The sequence below is a fragment of the Rhizobium sp. AQ_MP genome (genome assembly GCF_014237835.1).
GTDB lineage: Bacteria > Pseudomonadota > Alphaproteobacteria > Rhizobiales > Rhizobiaceae > Allorhizobium.
The window spans coordinates 1-15,222 of the sequence record NZ_JACJVI010000019.1; the positions used below are offsets into that span (position 1 = coordinate 1).

Here is a 15,222-nt window from a genome sequence, read left to right on the forward strand (position 1 = left end):
TTAACTATTACATACAACGATTATTTTTTAATGCTTTCACCCTTTTGTGACAGCGGGTGAGGGGATCGGGAGATGGGACCGAGGCTTGCGGAGGCGGCTGAGGCGGGTCAGCCTCCCCATCACCGACAGGCCGTGAGTGCTTTGAACCCGCCCGTGGCCGGACGAAAACGACCCATCGACGACCGTCTGCCCGACATGGCCAGTCCCCCATGCCGAATGCCTGGGCTCCGAGCCGCACATGGCCTCATTTCGTGCAGTGCCCTGATCGTGACAATTTCCCCCACGATCTGTCGATCCTGCAGACTTCCATTCCGCCTTTCGGTCCTCCGGCGGGCACTGTTTTGCTATTTTTCGGCCGACGTTGACTAAGACGACTGTTTCGGTAGTCTTTAATCGTTAACGCCAGAAGAGGAGGCACAGACATGACGTGCATGGGGAGAAATCTTGCGGCGTTTCTTGTTGGCCTGAGCCTGTCCACCGGATTGGTCCTGCCGGCAAGCGCGACAGAGCTGCTGAACGTGTCCTACGATCCGACACGCGAATTCTATGAGGAATACAACGCTGCCTTCGCTCGCCATTGGCAGGCCGAGACAGGCGAAACCATCACCATCGACCAGTCGCATGGCGGCTCCGGTCGCCAGGCCCGCGCCGTAATGGAAGGGCTTCGGGCCGATGTCGTCACGCTTGCCCTGCAAAGCGACATCGACACAATCGTCGAGCGCGCCAAGCTGATCGCCCCCGACTGGCGCACACGCCTGCCGAACAATTCGGCCCCCTACACCTCGACCATTGTCTTCCTTGTGCGCGAGGGCAATCCCAAAGGCATCAAGGACTGGGGCGACCTCGTCAAGGGCGATGTCGAAATCGTCACGCCCAACCCGAAGACATCGGGCGGTGCCCGCTGGAACTATCTTGCTGCCTGGGCATGGGCGAACCGCGAATTCGCCGGCGACCAGCAGAAGATCCGCGACTATGTCGCCGAAATCTATCGCCGCGCGCCCGTGCTTGATGCCGGCGCCCGCGCCTCGCTGACGACCTTTGCCCAGCGCGAAATCGGCGATGTCCTGATCTGCTGGGAAAACGAGGCGCATCTCGCCGGCAAGGAATTCGGCGCCGGCAAGTTCGAGATCGTCACGCCCTCCCTGTCGATCCTCGCGGAGCCGCCCGTTGCCGTCGTTGATGCCAATGTCGACCGCGACGGCGTGCGCAAGCAGGCCGAGGCCTATCTCGCCTATCTCTATTCCCCGGAAGGTCAACAGTTGATCGCCAAGCACTTCTATCGCCCGTCGCGTCCGGATCTCGTTCCCGCAGGTTCCGGACCCGAACTGCCGAAGCTCGATCTCGTCACCATCGACGATCCGCTCTTCGGCGGCTGGACCAAGGCGCAACCCGAACATTTCGGCGAAGGCGGCGTCTTCGACCAGATCTACCGCCCCTGACGGGCGGCTCCTCCCGAGCAATTGAGGCGGCACCGCAAGGCGCCGCCTTTTCTGTTTTGTGTCGCCCCGTTCCGCCTCACCTTGCGATCAAGCAAAGGTGAGGTCGCAAAACCGGATCCACGCACTACCCTTGAGATTGGGTGTCCACCAATCCGGAGAACGATCATGAACCGCTCCCTCTCCCTGTCTATCCTGGCAGGCGTCGTCCTCTCTGCCGGTACGGCCATGGCCCATCACGGCTGGTCCTGGGCCGAGGCCGACCAGATCGACCTCACCGGCAAGATCACCGCAATCTCCTTTGCCCCGCCGCATCCGACGCTGGAACTGGATACCGCCGAAGGTCCATGGCGCATCGAGCTCGGCAATCCGAACCAGACCCAGCGCTCCGGCTTCGTCGAAGGTGTCGTGGCAGTCGGCGACGAGGTGACCGTCCGCGGCAATCGCTCGCTCGATCCGGACGAGAAGCGCCTGAAGGCCGTGCGGGTGATCGTTGAAGGCAGGAATTACGACATCTATCCCAGCCGCATCGTCACCAACTGACCGGCATGGAGTGGCTGGCAATCCTCACGGCCCCGATCGGCCAGGCGCTCATCCGCTGGCCCACGCTCTACATCGTCGCCAATGCCGGCCACATCCTCTCGCTTGCCATGTTGATCGGCGCCACCGTCATCCTCGATCTGCGCTTGCTCGGTGGTTTTAACCGCCTGCCGCTGGCCGAGACGGCAGCCACCCTGTCACGCATTGCGGCCCTTGCGCTGATCGCGACCCTCTTGACCGGATTGCTGCTCTTTTCCGTGCGTCCGCTCGAATACATCGGAAACACGGCCTTCCTGATCAAGATCGGCCTTGTCCTCCTCGGCACGCTCAACGCGCTGGCCGGGCGTGTATCACGGCATTGGACGGCCATGATCGCCGGAGCGCCTGTGGCACCGTCGCTGCGCCTTGTCGTTATGGCATCGCTTGCAATCTGGCTCTCGGCCCTGCTTGCCGGCCGCTGGATCGGCTTTCTCTGATGACCATTTGCCTCGGTCCGCGCCGCAAGACACCCCGGGACATGACAATCGTCAGATCATTGCGCTTCTCTCCGACAGTGTTACTCTCGTCCCCATTGTTTCGGGGGATTTCAACATGCCGCAATTGTCTGTCTGGTATTTCCGCACGGCCATCCTGTTCCTGATCGCCGGCATCTGTCTCGGGCTCTACATGTCGATCACGCACCAGTTCGAAGGGACCGGGGCGCATGCCCATATCAACCTCCTCGGCTGGGTGACGATGGCGATCTTCGGCATCTACTACGCGCTGAACCCGATTCAGGCCGCAAGCCGCGTCGCCAAGGTCCAGTACATGCTCTACACGCTCGGCATTCTCGTCATGGGGCCGTCGCTCTTCCTGATGCTGAACGGCAACCAGGCGCTGGAACCCATCGTGGCCGTGTCCTCGCTTGTCACATTCGCCGGCGTGCTGCTGTTTGCTGTGATCCTGTTCACCCGCAAGGCGTAACAAGGATCGCTTTCCGCTCAGACCGGTGTGCTGGTCGGCTCCTTTGCACACATGCACCGGAACGGGCATGATATCAGGAGTTGTGCCGCGCTCGCTGATCATGTCAGTATCATCCTGCGCAGATTGACGCAGGACATGCCAGATGCTCGACTTTTCTCCGCAGTACTCGACGTCGAAGATCGCGGATATCGAGAGCTTCATAGACCGAAATTATGATCTGGACGGCCCCGTGTCCTGCAGGCTGTTGCAGCGCGGTTTCAATGACGTTTACCTTGCCACCGATCCCGCAGGAGCTCGTTATGTGTTTCGGCTGTCCCACCACCGCGCACGCGGGCCGGCAGATGTCCGAAGCGAAACAGCGTTCCTGAAGCACCTTGTCGACTTCGGCGTCCCTGTCGCTGCACCGATCCCGACGCGCCACGGGGCGTTGTTCATCGAAGGCCAAGCCGCGGAAGGTTTGCGCCAAGGCCTGTTGTTGCGGGCGGTTGGTGGGCGAGACGTTGACCCAGGCTCCGCCGCCGATGCCAGGGCCAATGGAAAGACCTTAGCTTTGCTGCACCGGGCAGCAGAGGCATTTCAACCCGGGGACATTCGATACCGGCTCGACCTTGATCACCTGTTGCTGCGGCCTTTGGCGCGTATCCGCGACAGCGGGCTGGTTGAAGATCTCCAGGTTCTCGACCGGCTCGAAGGCATTGCCAACCGAACGGCCGCTTCGATCGAGGCAATGGACGATCTCGCATGGACCTATTGTCATGGCGATTGCCACGGTTTCAACGCGCGCATCGATGACGCCGGCGAGGCGGTCTTCTTCGACTTCGACGATAGTGGCCCAGGATACCTCGCCTACGACCTCGCCGTCTTTCTATGGGCGAAAGTGTCATTTGGCCGGGAACTGACGGCAATGTGGCACGAATTCCTGGATGCATACCAGGAAGTCCGAAAAGTCGCCCAGGTGGATCTGACGGCTGTTCCCCATTTCGTGATCATTCGCCACTTCTGGCTGATGGGAGAATATGCGAGCAGAGCGCACGAATGGGGCTGCAACAGCGTCGGATGGGTCGCCGGCGAAGTTGATACGCTCACTCGCTGGGAAACCGAACACCTTGCTCTTCCGGCAAGGTGATGGGCGCAGATACTGTTGAGCCTAGGCGGCGCGGGGGGAGACCCAGTATTTTCAGCGGTCAACCGCAGATGGGTGCGATTTCGGCACCTGTTCCGGCTTCAAAAAGCCACCGCGACAGCGCCTCTAGGCCTGCGGGCGTCAGAGCATAGACGCCCCGTTCCACCCGCTCGAACCAGCCATAGACATTGCCCTGCAGGATCTTGCCAGCCTCGGGCACCTGCGCTCGCACCTCGGCCATGCGCAACGGACCGGCCTTCAGGGCGGCCGCACAGCCGAGCGCTTGCTGGCGATAGGCCGTCATCTGGGGCGTTCGCGTGCTGCCGCCGATGACCGGGTCGCCCTTGCGCTTCTGGTGCTCGCGCATCAGCCGCGACCGCCGTTTCGGATTCGTCCGGGGCATCGGCGTGACCGAGCCGACGATGACGCTGACCGTGCCATTGTCTGCAACGCCAAGCATGCCGAAGCCGAGGCGCCGGCAGAGATCGCGGTAGCGCTTGTCGCTCTCGCGGCCTCGGCCCTTGGTCGAAATGCACGCTGCAATCCACACCTCGTCGGCGATGGAGGCCCGATCCACCGCCTGTAGGATGAGCTCGAGATTGAAGCTGAGTTTCAGTTCGCAGATCACGACGACGGATGGGTCGCCATCGCTCAGGCCGACGAGATCGCAACCGCCGACCTCCCCTTTGACGGTGTAACCGGCCTGCTCGAGGAAGGTTTTGACGGGAAGGTAGAGCGACGTTTCCATGGGCCTCTGCAGTGAATCGGCAAGTCCCTCAAGACCTACAGGGCTTTGCCCTGTTGCGACACTGGAAAACGGGACGCGACGCGTCCGCCGCTTTCGGGTGGCCACTCCGGAAGGACATGGCATCCTCTGTGTCATCATCATCGGGGAGACGTCACCATGAGCACCAGTTACCCACCGCCCACGCCGCAGCAATGGCAGGCGATCGTCGACCGTGACGCATCGGAGGATGGCAACTTCGTCTACGGCGTGCGCTCCACCGGCATCTTCTGCCGTCCGTCCTGCCCGTCGCGGCCCGCGCGACCGGAGAATGTCGTCATCCATCCAACGACGAAAGCCGCCCGGGAGAGTGGCTTTCGTGCCTGCCTGCGCTGCCGTCCGGCTGAACCCGAACTATGGTGATATCGAGACCTCGCCTCTTCTCACACGAGGAAGATGGAGATGATCGGGAAGGCTGTGAGCAGCACGATGCGGAACAGGTCTGCACCGACGAAGGGGACGATGCCCTTATAGGTCTCGCGGATCGGCACATCGCGCGACATCGCCGATATGATGAAGAGGTTCAAGCCCACCGGTGGCGTGATCATGCCGATCTCGGCCACCATCAGCACCAGGATGCCGAACCAGATCGCGAAGTGCTCCGGGCTCATGCCGAAATCCATGGCGGTCACGATCGGGAAGAAGATCGGGATGGTCAGCACGATCATGGAGAGCGAGTCCATGATGCAGCCGAAAATGATGTAGAGCAGGAGAATGATGATCAGCACGGTCATCGGCGCGAACCCTTGCGCCGTCACCCATTCCGCGCCCACCTGCGGCAGGCGGGAGAAGGCGAGGAAGGAGTTGAATACCGATGCGCCAAGAATGATGAAGAAGATCATGCCGGTGGAAACGGCCGTCTCCTTGAAGCAGGCAATCAGCGACCTGCGGTCGAGGCCGCCATTGACGAAGGCAACCAGTCCGGCGCCGGCCGCGCCCACGGCTGCCGCCTGGGTCGGCGTGAACCAGCCGAGATAGATGCCACCGACGACCGCGAAGAAGATGGCCACGACCGGCCAGACCGCGATCAGCGCCGGCAGGCGGTCCTTCCACGGAATGCGCGGCGCCTGGCCGGCGCTTTCCGGTTTCAGGCGGACATAGACTGCAATCACGATCAGATAGGAGATCGCCGCAATGATCCCCGGCACGAAGGCGGCGAGGAAAAGCTTGGCGATGTTCTGCTCGGCGAGGATCGCATAGATGACCAGCACGACGGAGGGTGGGATGAGGATGCCAAGGGTGCCACCCGCCGCAAGCGTGGCGGTGGCAAGCCCGCCCGCATAGCCGTTGCGCTTCAGTTCCGGCAGCGCAACCTGCGCCATGGTGGCGGCGGTTGCGAGCGAGGAGCCGCAGATCGAGCCGAAGCCCGCACTGGCCCCGATCGCCGCCATGGCAACCCCGCCCTTGCGATGCCCGAGAAAGGCGGCCGCGGCATTGAACAGCGCCTGGCTCATGCCGCCGCGCGCGGCAAACTGGCCCATCAGCAGGAAGAGCGGGATGATCGACAGCGAGTAATTCGCATTCGTGTTCCAGGCGAGCGCCTTCATCTGCGCCAGGATCGGCGTCCAGCGGTCGAGCACCAGATAGGTGCCGACGATGCCGGTGGCGAGCATGGCAGCGCCGATCGGCACGCGCAGGAAGATCAGGAGAATCAGGACCGGGAAGGACCAGAGACCGATTTCAATGCTGCTCATCAATGCGCTCCCATCGCAGCGACGATTGTCTTGCCCTGGCGAATGGCCCGGATGTCGGCGGCGATCACATAGAGGCAGACGAGAAGGTTTGCGACGAGAAGGGCGAGGGCAATGGTATAGCCCCACCAGACCGGCAGGAGCAGCAGCGGCGTCGTTTCGCCATTGCCGAATTTGTCCATTGTGCCGACTGCATGGCGCCAGGTGATCAGGCCGATCAGGAGCATGATCAGGATGTCGCCGATCAGCTGCGTCCAGTTCATCGCCTTCGGCCCGAAGGCGGAGATCAGGATGTCGACGCCGACATGGCCGCGTTTCAGCTGACAGAAGGGTAGAAAGGCGAAGACGGCAAGGCCGCACAGCGCCTCGACCAGTTCGATTTCGCCGGGGAGGGGGCGGATCGTGAGGGAACCCACGATTGATGCAGCAGTCAGCGCACAGGCAATGACGAGACAGAGGCCGCCGAACACCACGAGAGCAGAGGCCAGCGCATGGCAGGCCCGCTCCAATCGTTCGAAACTGCTGGAAACGTCAGTCGCCATCAGGAAGTCCTATGAAAGCCGGAACAAAGGGTCCGGGCGCCTTCCGACAAGCGCCCGGACAAGGCGGGGAGGTTATTGGGTATTGGCCTGGATCAGTGCCAGAGCGTCGTTATACAACATCGTCCCATCGAGGCCCTTGCTGTCCATCTCGGCGATCCAGGCCTTGGTCACGGCTTCGCCGGCGGCCTTCCAGCGGGCAGTCTCCGCTTCGTCGAGAACATAGGTCGTGTTGCCGGCCTTGTCGGCGATCTCCTTGCCGCGGATATCGCCTGCATCCATGGCCTTGCCGAACAGGCGGGCGAGTTCCTTGCCGGAATTGTCGTCGATGATCTTCTTCAGGTCATCCGGCAGCGCGTCGTAGCTGTCCTTGTTCATCGCGAAGACGAAGGTGCCGGTATAGAGGCCGTTCGGACCGGAAAACGCGGTATGATTGGGTGCGAGTTCGGCGATCTTGATCGCCGGCGTCACTTCCCACGGAACGACCGAGCCGTCGATGACGCTCTTCGACAGGCTTTCCGGTACAGCGGTGACCGGCATGCCGACGGCAGAGGCGCCCATGGCTTCCAGCATCTGGTTGATCACCTTGGATGTGCCGCGCAGCTTCAGCCCCTGCATGTCCTCAAGCTTCTGGACCGGCTTGGAGGCGATGGTGTGGATCAGCCCCGGACCATGCGTGTGCACGGCCAGAACATGGTAGTCGGTCAGCTCGTCCTTGAGATGTTTCTCGTAATACTCCTGGAAGGCAACGGAGGTCGCTTCGGCGGTGGTGACCATGAAGGGAAGCTCAAAGGCTTCCGACTTCGGGAAGCGGCCCGGTGTATAACCGAACAGCGTCCAGGTCAGGTCGACGACCCCGTCCTTAACCTGGTCGACGAGGTCGGCCGGCTTGCCGCCCAGCTGCATGGCCGGATAGAGCTCGACCGCGATGCGGCCGCCGGAATCGGCCTGGATCTTCTCAGCCCAGGGGGCAAGCACCTTGGACGGGATCGTCGCCTGCGGCGGCAGCATCTGGTGAAGCTTCAGGGTAACGTCCGCGGCGAAGCTGGCGGTTGCCATCAACGACGCTGCAACACCGGAAAGTCCGGCAATAACGAATTGGCGCAACATGATTTCCTCCCATGTTTTCTTGATCTGAAAAACCGGTTTGAGGCAACGGAGCGACCAGAAAACATGACTGGTATGATCATGTAAAGATCACGTCGCTCAGTGCCTCGCTCCCATCCGGCACACTCTCCCTAGTCAGTTATGATTACAGATGGGATGCGGGCACGCAAATAATTATGTGGCGGCGAACCATAACCAGATAAATATGAATTGCCCTGTGTACGGCGCGCGCTCTGCGGCCCCATCCCGCGATTGTGACGGCCGGCCCGTCGACCGGCCTTGGCTCTGCTCGCCGCTCCGGTTATAGCTCGCCGCTCCGGCCCGGTCATGATGAGCCGTGGCGGGCGATTGTCGATCTGCAAGGATGATCCCGGATGCGTCTTCCACCCTTCGGCCCCCATCGCCGTTCGCGTGCGGCCCTTGTTGCACTCTGCCTGGTTTTGGCAGCCGGGCTTGGCGCCTGCGCCGGCCGCCCGGGCCCGGAGACGCTGAGTACGGTTGCCCTGAACGACCACAAGCCCACCCGGGTCGAGACGCTGTTCACGGTCACAACGCGCGGCCGCGCAGAGCCCGGAACGAATGTCTTCAACACCTCCAAGACGCGCGAGCCGAACTACGCCCGTTTTGACGTCTCCATCCCGCCGAACCACAAGCCGGCCAACATCGAATGGCCGAAGTCCGGTCGAAAGCCCGATCCGAAGACGGATTTCGCCGTGGTCTCGCAGTCGGCGCTCGATCGCGCGGCCCTGCTGCAGGCCGTTCGGACGCGCGACAAAGCTCCGCCGGTCGTCTTCGTGCATGGCTATAACTACAATTTCCAGGAATCGCTTTTCCGCCTCGCGCAGCTGAAGACGGACAGCAATCTCGACGGCACGCCCATCCTCTTTTCCTGGCCGTCTCTGGCTGCCCTGCCGGCCTATGTCGCCGACAAGGAAGCCGCCACCTATTCCCGCGATGCGCTCGCCAATCTGCTGAGCGACCTGACACAGGAGCGCAAGGGGCAGGTGGAAGTCTTCGCGCATTCCATGGGGGGATGGCTCACCATGGAAGCGCTGCGCCAGCTCAGGCTTCAGGGCAAGGGGGACGTCCTGAACAGGCTTCGGGTCATCATGGCCGCTCCCGACATCGACGATGACGTGTTTTCGGCGCAGCTCGATATCATCGGGCGCATGCGCACGCCCATCACCGTTCTCGTCGCGCCCGATGATCGCGCGCTGCGGGTGTCCAGTTTTCTCGGCGCCGGAGATCGGGTCGGTGCGCTCGATGCGCGCAATCCGCAAGTGGCCGAAGCGGCCAAGCGATATGGTGTGGCCATCGTCGACATCTCGTCGCTGCAGCCGACGGATGTCACCAACCACAACCGCTTCTTCGACGTCAAGCAGCTGGCCATGACGCTGAGCAAGCCGGCCGCATCAGCCACGATTGGCGATGCTGGCGCCTTTGTACTCGACGCAGCTGCCCAGACCGTCTCGAGTCCGTTCTCTCTGGCGGCCCGGGTGCTGCGCCAGCAATGACGGCGCGTTGACCGGCCGGTCGGACAGATACGGCGCGATTTGCAGGCCAGCCTTGCGTTTCATCATGTTGACGAGGCATGAAATTCGGTGTCTTGCGCAATTTATGCGCTGGTTTACCGACTCGTTTACGCCTTCATGTCACAAGCTTCGGTCCATGCATGGACGCTAATAAGCGTTCGATCCTCTCGGTTCCTGGGTCCGGTTCATGGCATCCTCTTTCAATGACGCCGGTGCGACGGCGCCTGCATCGCCCACAGGCCGCGCCCGGCCGCTGCCGGTTGTCTTGCTTTCGCTTGTGCCCAGGCTCGTCCTGCGAGCGCCGCGCACTGGCCTGGTGCTTGGCGCCTTGGTCTTGCTGGTGCTGCTCGGTCCGATCCTCGCGGAAGAAAGCCTTCTGAGGGTCGGTTGGGGCCTGATCCTGGTCCGGCATGGCATGGATGCGACGGACAGCACGCTCGGGCTTTCCATGGTGCTGGGCGTCATCGCCTCGCGCGGCCTGGTCCGCATGCCGCGCCGCAGGCGTGCGCAGACCAGTGAGGCTTCGGACGATCTGGCACGCGCAATTGCCCTTTTGCCGCGCCAGGAAAACGCCAGTGCCGGCCTGGTCCGGATCGGTGATAAACGCATGCTGTTTTCCGATTGCGGCCAGGGCTTCATCATGTATGCCCGGCAGGGCCGCTCGCTGGTCGCGCTCTTCGATCCCGTCGGCCCGAAACATCTCTGGGCACCGCTTGTCGAAAAGTTCATCGCCGAGGCCCGCCGCAGCCGCAGCCGTCCGGTCTTCTATCAGGTTTCGGCAGACTTCCTCCCCTTGACCGTCGACATGCGCCTTCAGGCCTTGAAGCTCGGCGAGCAGGCGGTGGTCGACCTCTCGACTTTCACGCTCGCTGGCGGCGACTGGCTGAAGCTTCGTCGCTCGATCAACCGCGCCGAACGCGACGGGCTCGCTTTCGAACTGGTTGCAGCAGATGCCGTATCCCCGATCCTGGACGAGCTGCAGGCCGTGTCCGACACCTGGCTCGCCGCGCACAAGGCCGCCGAAAAGGGCTTCTCGCTCGGCACCTTCGATCGGAACTACGTCGCCTCCGGCCCCGTCGCCGTCATCCGCCTTGAAGGAAAGATCGTTGCCTTCGCGACACTCATGACGGCCTCGTCGCATGGCGATGCCTTCATCGACCTGATGCGCCATGTTCCCGGCGTCCATCGCGGCATGATGGACCTGCTCTTCGTGAAGATCATGGAGACGCTGAAAGCGGATGGCTTCCGCACGCTCAATCTCGGAATGGCACCGCTTGCCGGCCTGTCTGCAAACCGCCGCGCGCCCACCTGGAACCACGTCGCTGGACAGATCTATGAGCATGGCGAGCGCTTCTACAATTTCCGCGGCGTGCGTGCCTTCAAGGAGAAATTCGATCCCGACTGGCAGCCGCGCTACCTCGCCGTGGCCGGCCGTGGCCTGCCGATCCTGTCGCTGATCGACGTGACGCTGCTGATCGGCGGTGGCCTCAAGGGTCTGATACGCAGATGATGCGGCAAGCCAAGCAGCGCCAGTGGCCCGGATATCTGATGAGCCGGTCCGTTGCCCTCGGGGCCATGCTTGCCCTGCTGACGGCTGCCGAGCCTGCGGTCGCTGCCGGTGACGGCATCGTCAGCCTGCCGCAGGACCGTATCTCCGCCCCGGATAATGACAGCATGGCCGGGGTTGTCGTGATCATTTCCGATGCCAACGGCTGGGACATGGCCGAGCAGGCGGCACTGGAAACGGCAGTGACCGGCGGCGCAATTGGTGTCGGCGTCGATCTGACGAGCTGGCGCGCCGCCCTTTCGCGCGAAACTGAACGCGACTGCCTTTTCCTGCCGGCCGATATCGAGCGCCTGGCCCGTCAACTGCATCGCAGCCACACGGCCGACTTCTACCGCCCGCCGCGCATCCTCGGCTTCGGTGAGGGCGGGGCCCTGGCACTGGCCATTGCTGCGCAGACGCCGAATGGCAGCTTTGCCGAGACGATTGGCGAGACGGTGGCCGTCGATCCGACCGAGGCAGTCGCCTTGCCCAAGCCGCTCTGTACGCCGGCCCCCCGACGGGAGACATCGGCCGGCATCGCCTATGGGCTTTCGCCCGGAAAGCTGCCCAATCCCGTCCGTATCGCCTTCTCCACTGCGGCCGACGCTGTCGCGCGAAATCATGCGGCCGCGCTGCAGGAGAGCCATCCCGATATCCAGATTGCAGACGGGCAGGGCGGTCCCGCCCGCCTGCTGTCTGCCGAAGCAGCGGATTTGGTCACGCGCCTCACGCCCGATGATGCGGCCCTCGACCTGCCGCTGGTCGAAGAGTTTGCCGTCCCTCGGCACGACACCATGGCCATCCTCTATTCCGGCGACGGCGGCTGGCGCGACATCAATCAGCGCCTCTCCGCCCGACTGAACGAAAACGGCGTGCCGGTCATCGGCGTCGATGCACTGCGCTATTTCTGGAGCGAGAAGACACCGGAAGAGACCGCAGCCGACCTCTCCGAAATCATCGCCCATTATCACAAGCGCCTGGGCGTCTCGAAGGTCGTGCTGATCGGCTATTCCTTCGGCGCCAACATCCTGCCGAAGGTCTATGGCCTGCTGCCCGACCAGGATCGCAAGTCCGTGAAACTCCTCTCGCTGCTCGCCTTGTCGCACCAGGCGGATTTCGAAATCGCCGTCTCCGGCTGGCTGGGTGCCGCCGGATCGGGCAAGCACGGCGATCCCGTCGATCACCTTGCCACGGTCGAGCCCGTAAGGATCCAGTGCGTCTACGGACGGGAGGAACAGGACACGGCTTGTCCGGCGCTTTCGCCGCGCGTCAAGGATGGCGTTGACCTTATCGCCCGCCCCGGCGGCCATCACTTCGATGAGAATTACGAGCTGATCGCCGACCATATCGTGGCGCGCATCGTCGCCCCCTGAGCCCCCACGCCTTATCAAACCGGCCTTTTCGCGTTATGATGGCTTGAGATCAGGGAGTTCAGCCATGAACGAAACCGTCAAGCCATCCGTCCTCGACGACGCGGAGTTCCACGCCGCCGCCGAAAGCGTGCTGCGAGAAGGCGAAACCGTGGCCGATCTGATCGACCGCTCGGCACGGGCGGAGGTGGAGTATCGGCGGGAACAGGCGGAGTTCATTGCACGAGGTTTGGCCTCTCTTGAGGAGGCAGAACGCACCGGTGTCTGGTACAGCGCCGAAGAGGTTCATGCCGAACTCAGGGCCAAGCTCGAAAAGAGAAAAGCCGAGTTGAGCCAATGAGCCGGAAGGTCCGCTACAATGCCAAAGCGCGGGCGGACCTCAATAGGCTCTACGACTTCCTTCTTGACCGGGACGTCGAAGCCTCAGAACGCGCGCTGAATGCGATTGTTAGTGCAGTCGCGGGATTGATGCGTTTTCCGCACACTGGCAGAAAAGTGGAGCACGACGGCCGGCAGTTGAGGGAACTGCCGATATCCTTCGGGCGCGCCGGTTATGTCGCGCTGTATCAGATTGCGGAAAACGGCGACGTTCAAATTCTCGCCATCCGCCACCAGCGCGAAGACGATTACCGATGAGCCTTACCGATCACTCGTCTCCCAGCGCGGATTGACCCACGGCTCCTGATTGCTGCGGGGCAGGGGCTGTTTGCCGAGGATATGATCCGCCGCCTTCTCGCCCGTCATGATCGAGGGGCCGTTCAGGTTGCCATAGGTGACATGCGGGAAGATCGAGCTATCCGCCACGCGCAAGCCCTCGACGCCGATCACCTTCGTGGTTGGATCGACAACCGCCATGGGATCGTCCACGCGGCCCATCTTGCAGGTGCCACAGGGGTGATAGGCGCCTTCCAGATGCTCCCGCAGATAGGCATCGATTTCCTCGTCCGACTGGACATTCGGTCCCGGCGCAATCTCCGCCTCGCGATAGGGATCGAAGGCTTTCTGGGCGAAGATCTCGCGGGTGACGCGCACCGCATGGCGGAACTTCACCCAGTCTTCCGGATCGCTCATATAGTTGAAGCGAAGAACCGGCGCGTCTTTCACATCAGGCGAGCGCAGTGTCACCGAGCCGCGCGACTTCGACATGTTGTAGCCGACATGCGCCTGGAAACCATGCCCGCCGACGGCCGACTTGCCGTCATAGGAGATTGCGATTGGCAGGAAGTGGTACTGGATGTCGGGCCACTTCACCCCCGCCGCCGAGCGGATGAAGGCCGCCGCCTCGAACTGGTTGGAGGTGCCCAAGCCCTTCTTGAAGAACAGCCATTGCGCGCCGACGATCCCCATCCAGAACCAGTTGTTCTTCGAATGCAGCGTGATCGGCAGCTTCGACTTGAACTGGTGGTAATATTCCAGGTGATCCTGCAGGTTCTGCCCGACGCCCGGACGGTCGGCAACGACAGGGATGCCCATCTCCTTGAGGTGTGCGGCAGGCCCGATGCCTGAGAGCATCAGGATCTTCGGCGAGTTGAACGCGGAGGCCGCAACGATCACCTCGCGGTTCGCCTTCACCACGTCGATCTTGCCGCCGATCTCGACCTCGACGCCGACGGCGCGGGTGCCTTCCATGACGACCTTGCGAGCATAACAGCGGATCAGCGAAACATTCGGCCGTTTCAGCGCGGGCTTCAGATAGGCATTCGCCGTCGACCAGCGCCGCCCCTGCCAGCTCGTCTGCTCCATCAGGCCGAATCCCTCCTGCTGCCGGCCGTTATAGTCCTCCGTGACCGGGAACCCGGCCTGCCGCCCCGCCTCGATGAAGGCGCGGTAGAGCGGGTTCTTGATCTCGCCGCGCCGCACATGCAGGGGCCCATCGGTCCCGCGCCAGCCTTCTTCGCCGCCATGCGAAGTCTCCTGCCGCTTGAAATAGGGCAGCACATCCGCATAGGCCCAGCCGGTCGCACCCAGCTCCTCCCAGCGGTTGAAATCCTCGGCATGCCCCCGCACATAGACCATGCCGTTGATCGACGAGGAACCGCCGATCACCTTGCCGCGCGGCGCGATCATCCGGCGATTGTTGAGATGCGGCTCGGGCTCGGTCATGTAGCCCCAGTTATAGCGATCCATGTTCATCGGATAGGCCAGCGCCGCCGGCATCTGCACGAAGGGCCCTATATCCGACCCGCCGAATTCGAGCACGATGACCGTGTGCTTGCCGTCCTCCGACAGGCGGTAAGCCATGGCGGCACCCGCGGAGCCGGAACCAATGATGACGTAGTCTGCGTTCTGCATGGTGTCAGATCCGAATGGTTGAAGAGTTATAGCTATTTGCTATACTCTTGGCATGAAAAGGGTGGAGTACACCAAAGCTGCGACCAAAGTTTTGGACCGCATGCAGCCCAAGCGACGGGATGCGATCCGTTCGAGGGTCGATGCCTTCGCGCGCGGCGAACGGGTCGATGTGAAGAAGTTGAAGGGCAGCCCACTTCTGAGAATTCGTGTCGGAGACGACCGAGTCATCATCGACGAGCAGACGATGCTGGTGATTGTCGTTGAGGTCGGACCGCGCGGCGGCATCTACAAGGAGTGAA

At 62.5% G+C, this 15,222-nt stretch carries 17 protein-coding genes; 12 read left to right on the forward strand and 5 right to left on the reverse strand.

Annotated elements, in window-relative coordinates:
* The first annotated feature begins 422 nt into the window (after nt 1-422).
* From H6M51_RS20790 to H6M51_RS20810, 5 genes are all read left to right on the forward strand, one after another.
* Complete coding sequence (locus H6M51_RS20790; RefSeq protein ID WP_185811719.1) at nt 423-1,439, forward strand: sulfate ABC transporter substrate-binding protein; 1,017 nt, start codon at nt 423-425, stop codon at nt 1,437-1,439.
* A 165-nt stretch (nt 1,440-1,604) separates the two neighbouring features.
* Entirely contained in the window at nt 1,605-1,979 is a 375-nt protein-coding gene (locus tag H6M51_RS20795; protein ID WP_185811720.1) for a DUF6152 family protein, read from the forward strand.
* Between the two features lie 5 nt (nt 1,980-1,984).
* On the forward strand, nt 1,985-2,452 hold the full coding sequence (locus H6M51_RS20800; RefSeq protein WP_185811721.1) for a DUF6644 family protein: 468 nt from the start codon (nt 1,985-1,987) through the stop codon (nt 2,450-2,452).
* Nucleotides 2,453-2,567: 115 nt separating this feature from the next.
* The gene (locus H6M51_RS20805) at nt 2,568-2,939 is read left to right on the forward strand and encodes a hypothetical protein (RefSeq protein ID WP_185811722.1); all 372 of its coding nucleotides are present in this window, start codon (nt 2,568-2,570) and stop codon (nt 2,937-2,939) included.
* A gap of 142 nt (nt 2,940-3,081) precedes the next feature.
* Nucleotides 3,082-4,065 (forward strand): phosphotransferase enzyme family protein, encoded by a 984-nt coding sequence (locus H6M51_RS20810; protein WP_185811723.1) that lies wholly within the window; start codon nt 3,082-3,084, stop codon nt 4,063-4,065.
* Nucleotides 4,066-4,123: 58 nt separating this feature from the next.
* On the opposite strand, the gene H6M51_RS20815 is transcribed toward H6M51_RS20810, so the two are convergent.
* The gene (locus H6M51_RS20815; protein ID WP_185811724.1) at nt 4,124-4,810 is read right to left on the reverse strand and encodes a DUF2161 domain-containing phosphodiesterase; all 687 of its coding nucleotides are present in this window, start codon (nt 4,808-4,810) and stop codon (nt 4,124-4,126) included.
* 156 nt (nt 4,811-4,966) lie between these two features.
* Here H6M51_RS20815 and H6M51_RS20820 point away from each other — a divergent pair, with 156 nt between their 5' ends.
* Complete coding sequence (locus tag H6M51_RS20820; protein ID WP_185811725.1) at nt 4,967-5,209, forward strand: Ada metal-binding domain-containing protein; 243 nt, start codon at nt 4,967-4,969, stop codon at nt 5,207-5,209.
* A 20-nt stretch (nt 5,210-5,229) separates the two neighbouring features.
* Here the strand turns inward: H6M51_RS20820 and H6M51_RS20825 are convergent, their stop codons facing one another.
* The 3 genes from H6M51_RS20825 to H6M51_RS20835 all read right to left on the reverse strand — a co-directional run bounded on the left by H6M51_RS20825 (nt 5,230) and on the right by H6M51_RS20835 (nt 8,186).
* Complete coding sequence (locus H6M51_RS20825; RefSeq protein ID WP_185811726.1) at nt 5,230-6,540, reverse strand: TRAP transporter large permease; 1,311 nt, start codon at nt 6,538-6,540, stop codon at nt 5,230-5,232.
* The gene (locus H6M51_RS20830; RefSeq protein ID WP_185811727.1) at nt 6,540-7,079 is read right to left on the reverse strand and encodes a TRAP transporter small permease; all 540 of its coding nucleotides are present in this window, start codon (nt 7,077-7,079) and stop codon (nt 6,540-6,542) included. Before H6M51_RS20830 ends, H6M51_RS20825 begins: the two co-directional genes overlap by 1 nt.
* Before the next feature lie 72 nt (nt 7,080-7,151).
* A complete protein-coding gene (locus H6M51_RS20835) occupies nt 7,152-8,186 on the reverse strand; it encodes a TRAP transporter substrate-binding protein (RefSeq protein ID WP_185811728.1) in 1,035 nt (344 codons plus the stop codon).
* 371 nt (nt 8,187-8,557) lie between these two features.
* Between H6M51_RS20835 and H6M51_RS20840 the strand changes: the two genes are divergently transcribed.
* The 5 genes from H6M51_RS20840 (at nt 8,558) to H6M51_RS20860 (ending at nt 13,267) form a co-directional block, all read left to right on the forward strand.
* Nucleotides 8,558-9,697, forward strand: coding sequence for an alpha/beta hydrolase (locus H6M51_RS20840; protein ID WP_185811729.1), 1,140 nt, complete (start codon nt 8,558-8,560; stop codon nt 9,695-9,697).
* A gap of 205 nt (nt 9,698-9,902) precedes the next feature.
* Nucleotides 9,903-11,225, forward strand: a complete 1,323-nt coding sequence (locus tag H6M51_RS20845; RefSeq protein WP_185811730.1) for a phosphatidylglycerol lysyltransferase domain-containing protein — start codon at nt 9,903-9,905, stop codon at nt 11,223-11,225.
* Between the two features lie 38 nt (nt 11,226-11,263).
* Entirely contained in the window at nt 11,264-12,634 is a 1,371-nt protein-coding gene (locus tag H6M51_RS20850; protein WP_246780617.1) for a virulence factor family protein, read from the forward strand.
* A 64-nt stretch (nt 12,635-12,698) separates the two neighbouring features.
* Nucleotides 12,699-12,971, forward strand: a complete 273-nt coding sequence (locus H6M51_RS20855; protein WP_185811732.1) for a prevent-host-death protein — start codon at nt 12,699-12,701, stop codon at nt 12,969-12,971.
* On the forward strand, nt 12,968-13,267 hold the full coding sequence (locus H6M51_RS20860) for a type II toxin-antitoxin system RelE/ParE family toxin (RefSeq protein WP_185811733.1): 300 nt from the start codon (nt 12,968-12,970) through the stop codon (nt 13,265-13,267). Before H6M51_RS20855 ends, H6M51_RS20860 begins: the two co-directional genes overlap by 4 nt.
* A gap of 3 nt (nt 13,268-13,270) precedes the next feature.
* On the opposite strand, the gene betA is transcribed toward H6M51_RS20860, so the two are convergent.
* Nucleotides 13,271-14,923, reverse strand: coding sequence for a choline dehydrogenase (betA, locus tag H6M51_RS20865; RefSeq protein ID WP_185811734.1), 1,653 nt, complete (start codon nt 14,921-14,923; stop codon nt 13,271-13,273).
* A gap of 100 nt (nt 14,924-15,023) precedes the next feature.
* Between betA and H6M51_RS20870 the strand changes: the two genes are divergently transcribed.
* The gene (locus tag H6M51_RS20870) at nt 15,024-15,221 is read left to right on the forward strand and encodes a type II toxin-antitoxin system RelE/ParE family toxin (RefSeq protein ID WP_246780618.1); all 198 of its coding nucleotides are present in this window, start codon (nt 15,024-15,026) and stop codon (nt 15,219-15,221) included.
* Nucleotide 15,222 lies beyond the last annotated feature (1 nt).

What these genes read in the sequence shown, in the direction of transcription:
- H6M51_RS20790 (WP_185811719.1), top strand. Translation starts at nt 423, where the DNA reads ATGACGTGCATGGGGAGAAATCTTGCGGCGTTTCTTGTTGGCCTGAGC.
- H6M51_RS20795 (WP_185811720.1), top strand. Translation starts at nt 1,605, where the DNA reads ATGAACCGCTCCCTCTCCCTGTCTATCCTGGCAGGCGTCGTCCTCTCT.
- H6M51_RS20800 (WP_185811721.1), top strand. Translation starts at nt 1,985, where the DNA reads ATGGAGTGGCTGGCAATCCTCACGGCCCCGATCGGCCAGGCGCTCATC.
- H6M51_RS20805 (WP_185811722.1), top strand. Translation starts at nt 2,568, where the DNA reads ATGCCGCAATTGTCTGTCTGGTATTTCCGCACGGCCATCCTGTTCCTG.
- H6M51_RS20810 (WP_185811723.1), top strand. Translation starts at nt 3,082, where the DNA reads ATGCTCGACTTTTCTCCGCAGTACTCGACGTCGAAGATCGCGGATATC.
- H6M51_RS20815 (WP_185811724.1), bottom strand. Translation starts at nt 4,810, where the DNA reads ATGGAAACGTCGCTCTACCTTCCCGTCAAAACCTTCCTCGAGCAGGCC.
- H6M51_RS20820 (WP_185811725.1), top strand. Translation starts at nt 4,967, where the DNA reads ATGAGCACCAGTTACCCACCGCCCACGCCGCAGCAATGGCAGGCGATC.
- H6M51_RS20825 (WP_185811726.1), bottom strand. Translation starts at nt 6,540, where the DNA reads ATGAGCAGCATTGAAATCGGTCTCTGGTCCTTCCCGGTCCTGATTCTC.
- H6M51_RS20830 (WP_185811727.1), bottom strand. Translation starts at nt 7,079, where the DNA reads ATGGCGACTGACGTTTCCAGCAGTTTCGAACGATTGGAGCGGGCCTGC.
- H6M51_RS20835 (WP_185811728.1), bottom strand. Translation starts at nt 8,186, where the DNA reads ATGTTGCGCCAATTCGTTATTGCCGGACTTTCCGGTGTTGCAGCGTCG.
- H6M51_RS20840 (WP_185811729.1), top strand. Translation starts at nt 8,558, where the DNA reads ATGCGTCTTCCACCCTTCGGCCCCCATCGCCGTTCGCGTGCGGCCCTT.
- H6M51_RS20845 (WP_185811730.1), top strand. Translation starts at nt 9,903, where the DNA reads ATGGCATCCTCTTTCAATGACGCCGGTGCGACGGCGCCTGCATCGCCC.
- H6M51_RS20850 (WP_246780617.1), top strand. Translation starts at nt 11,264, where the DNA reads ATGAGCCGGTCCGTTGCCCTCGGGGCCATGCTTGCCCTGCTGACGGCT.
- H6M51_RS20855 (WP_185811732.1), top strand. Translation starts at nt 12,699, where the DNA reads ATGAACGAAACCGTCAAGCCATCCGTCCTCGACGACGCGGAGTTCCAC.
- H6M51_RS20860 (WP_185811733.1), top strand. Translation starts at nt 12,968, where the DNA reads ATGAGCCGGAAGGTCCGCTACAATGCCAAAGCGCGGGCGGACCTCAAT.
- betA (WP_185811734.1), bottom strand. Translation starts at nt 14,923, where the DNA reads ATGCAGAACGCAGACTACGTCATCATTGGTTCCGGCTCCGCGGGTGCC.
- H6M51_RS20870 (WP_246780618.1), top strand. Translation starts at nt 15,024, where the DNA reads ATGCAGCCCAAGCGACGGGATGCGATCCGTTCGAGGGTCGATGCCTTC.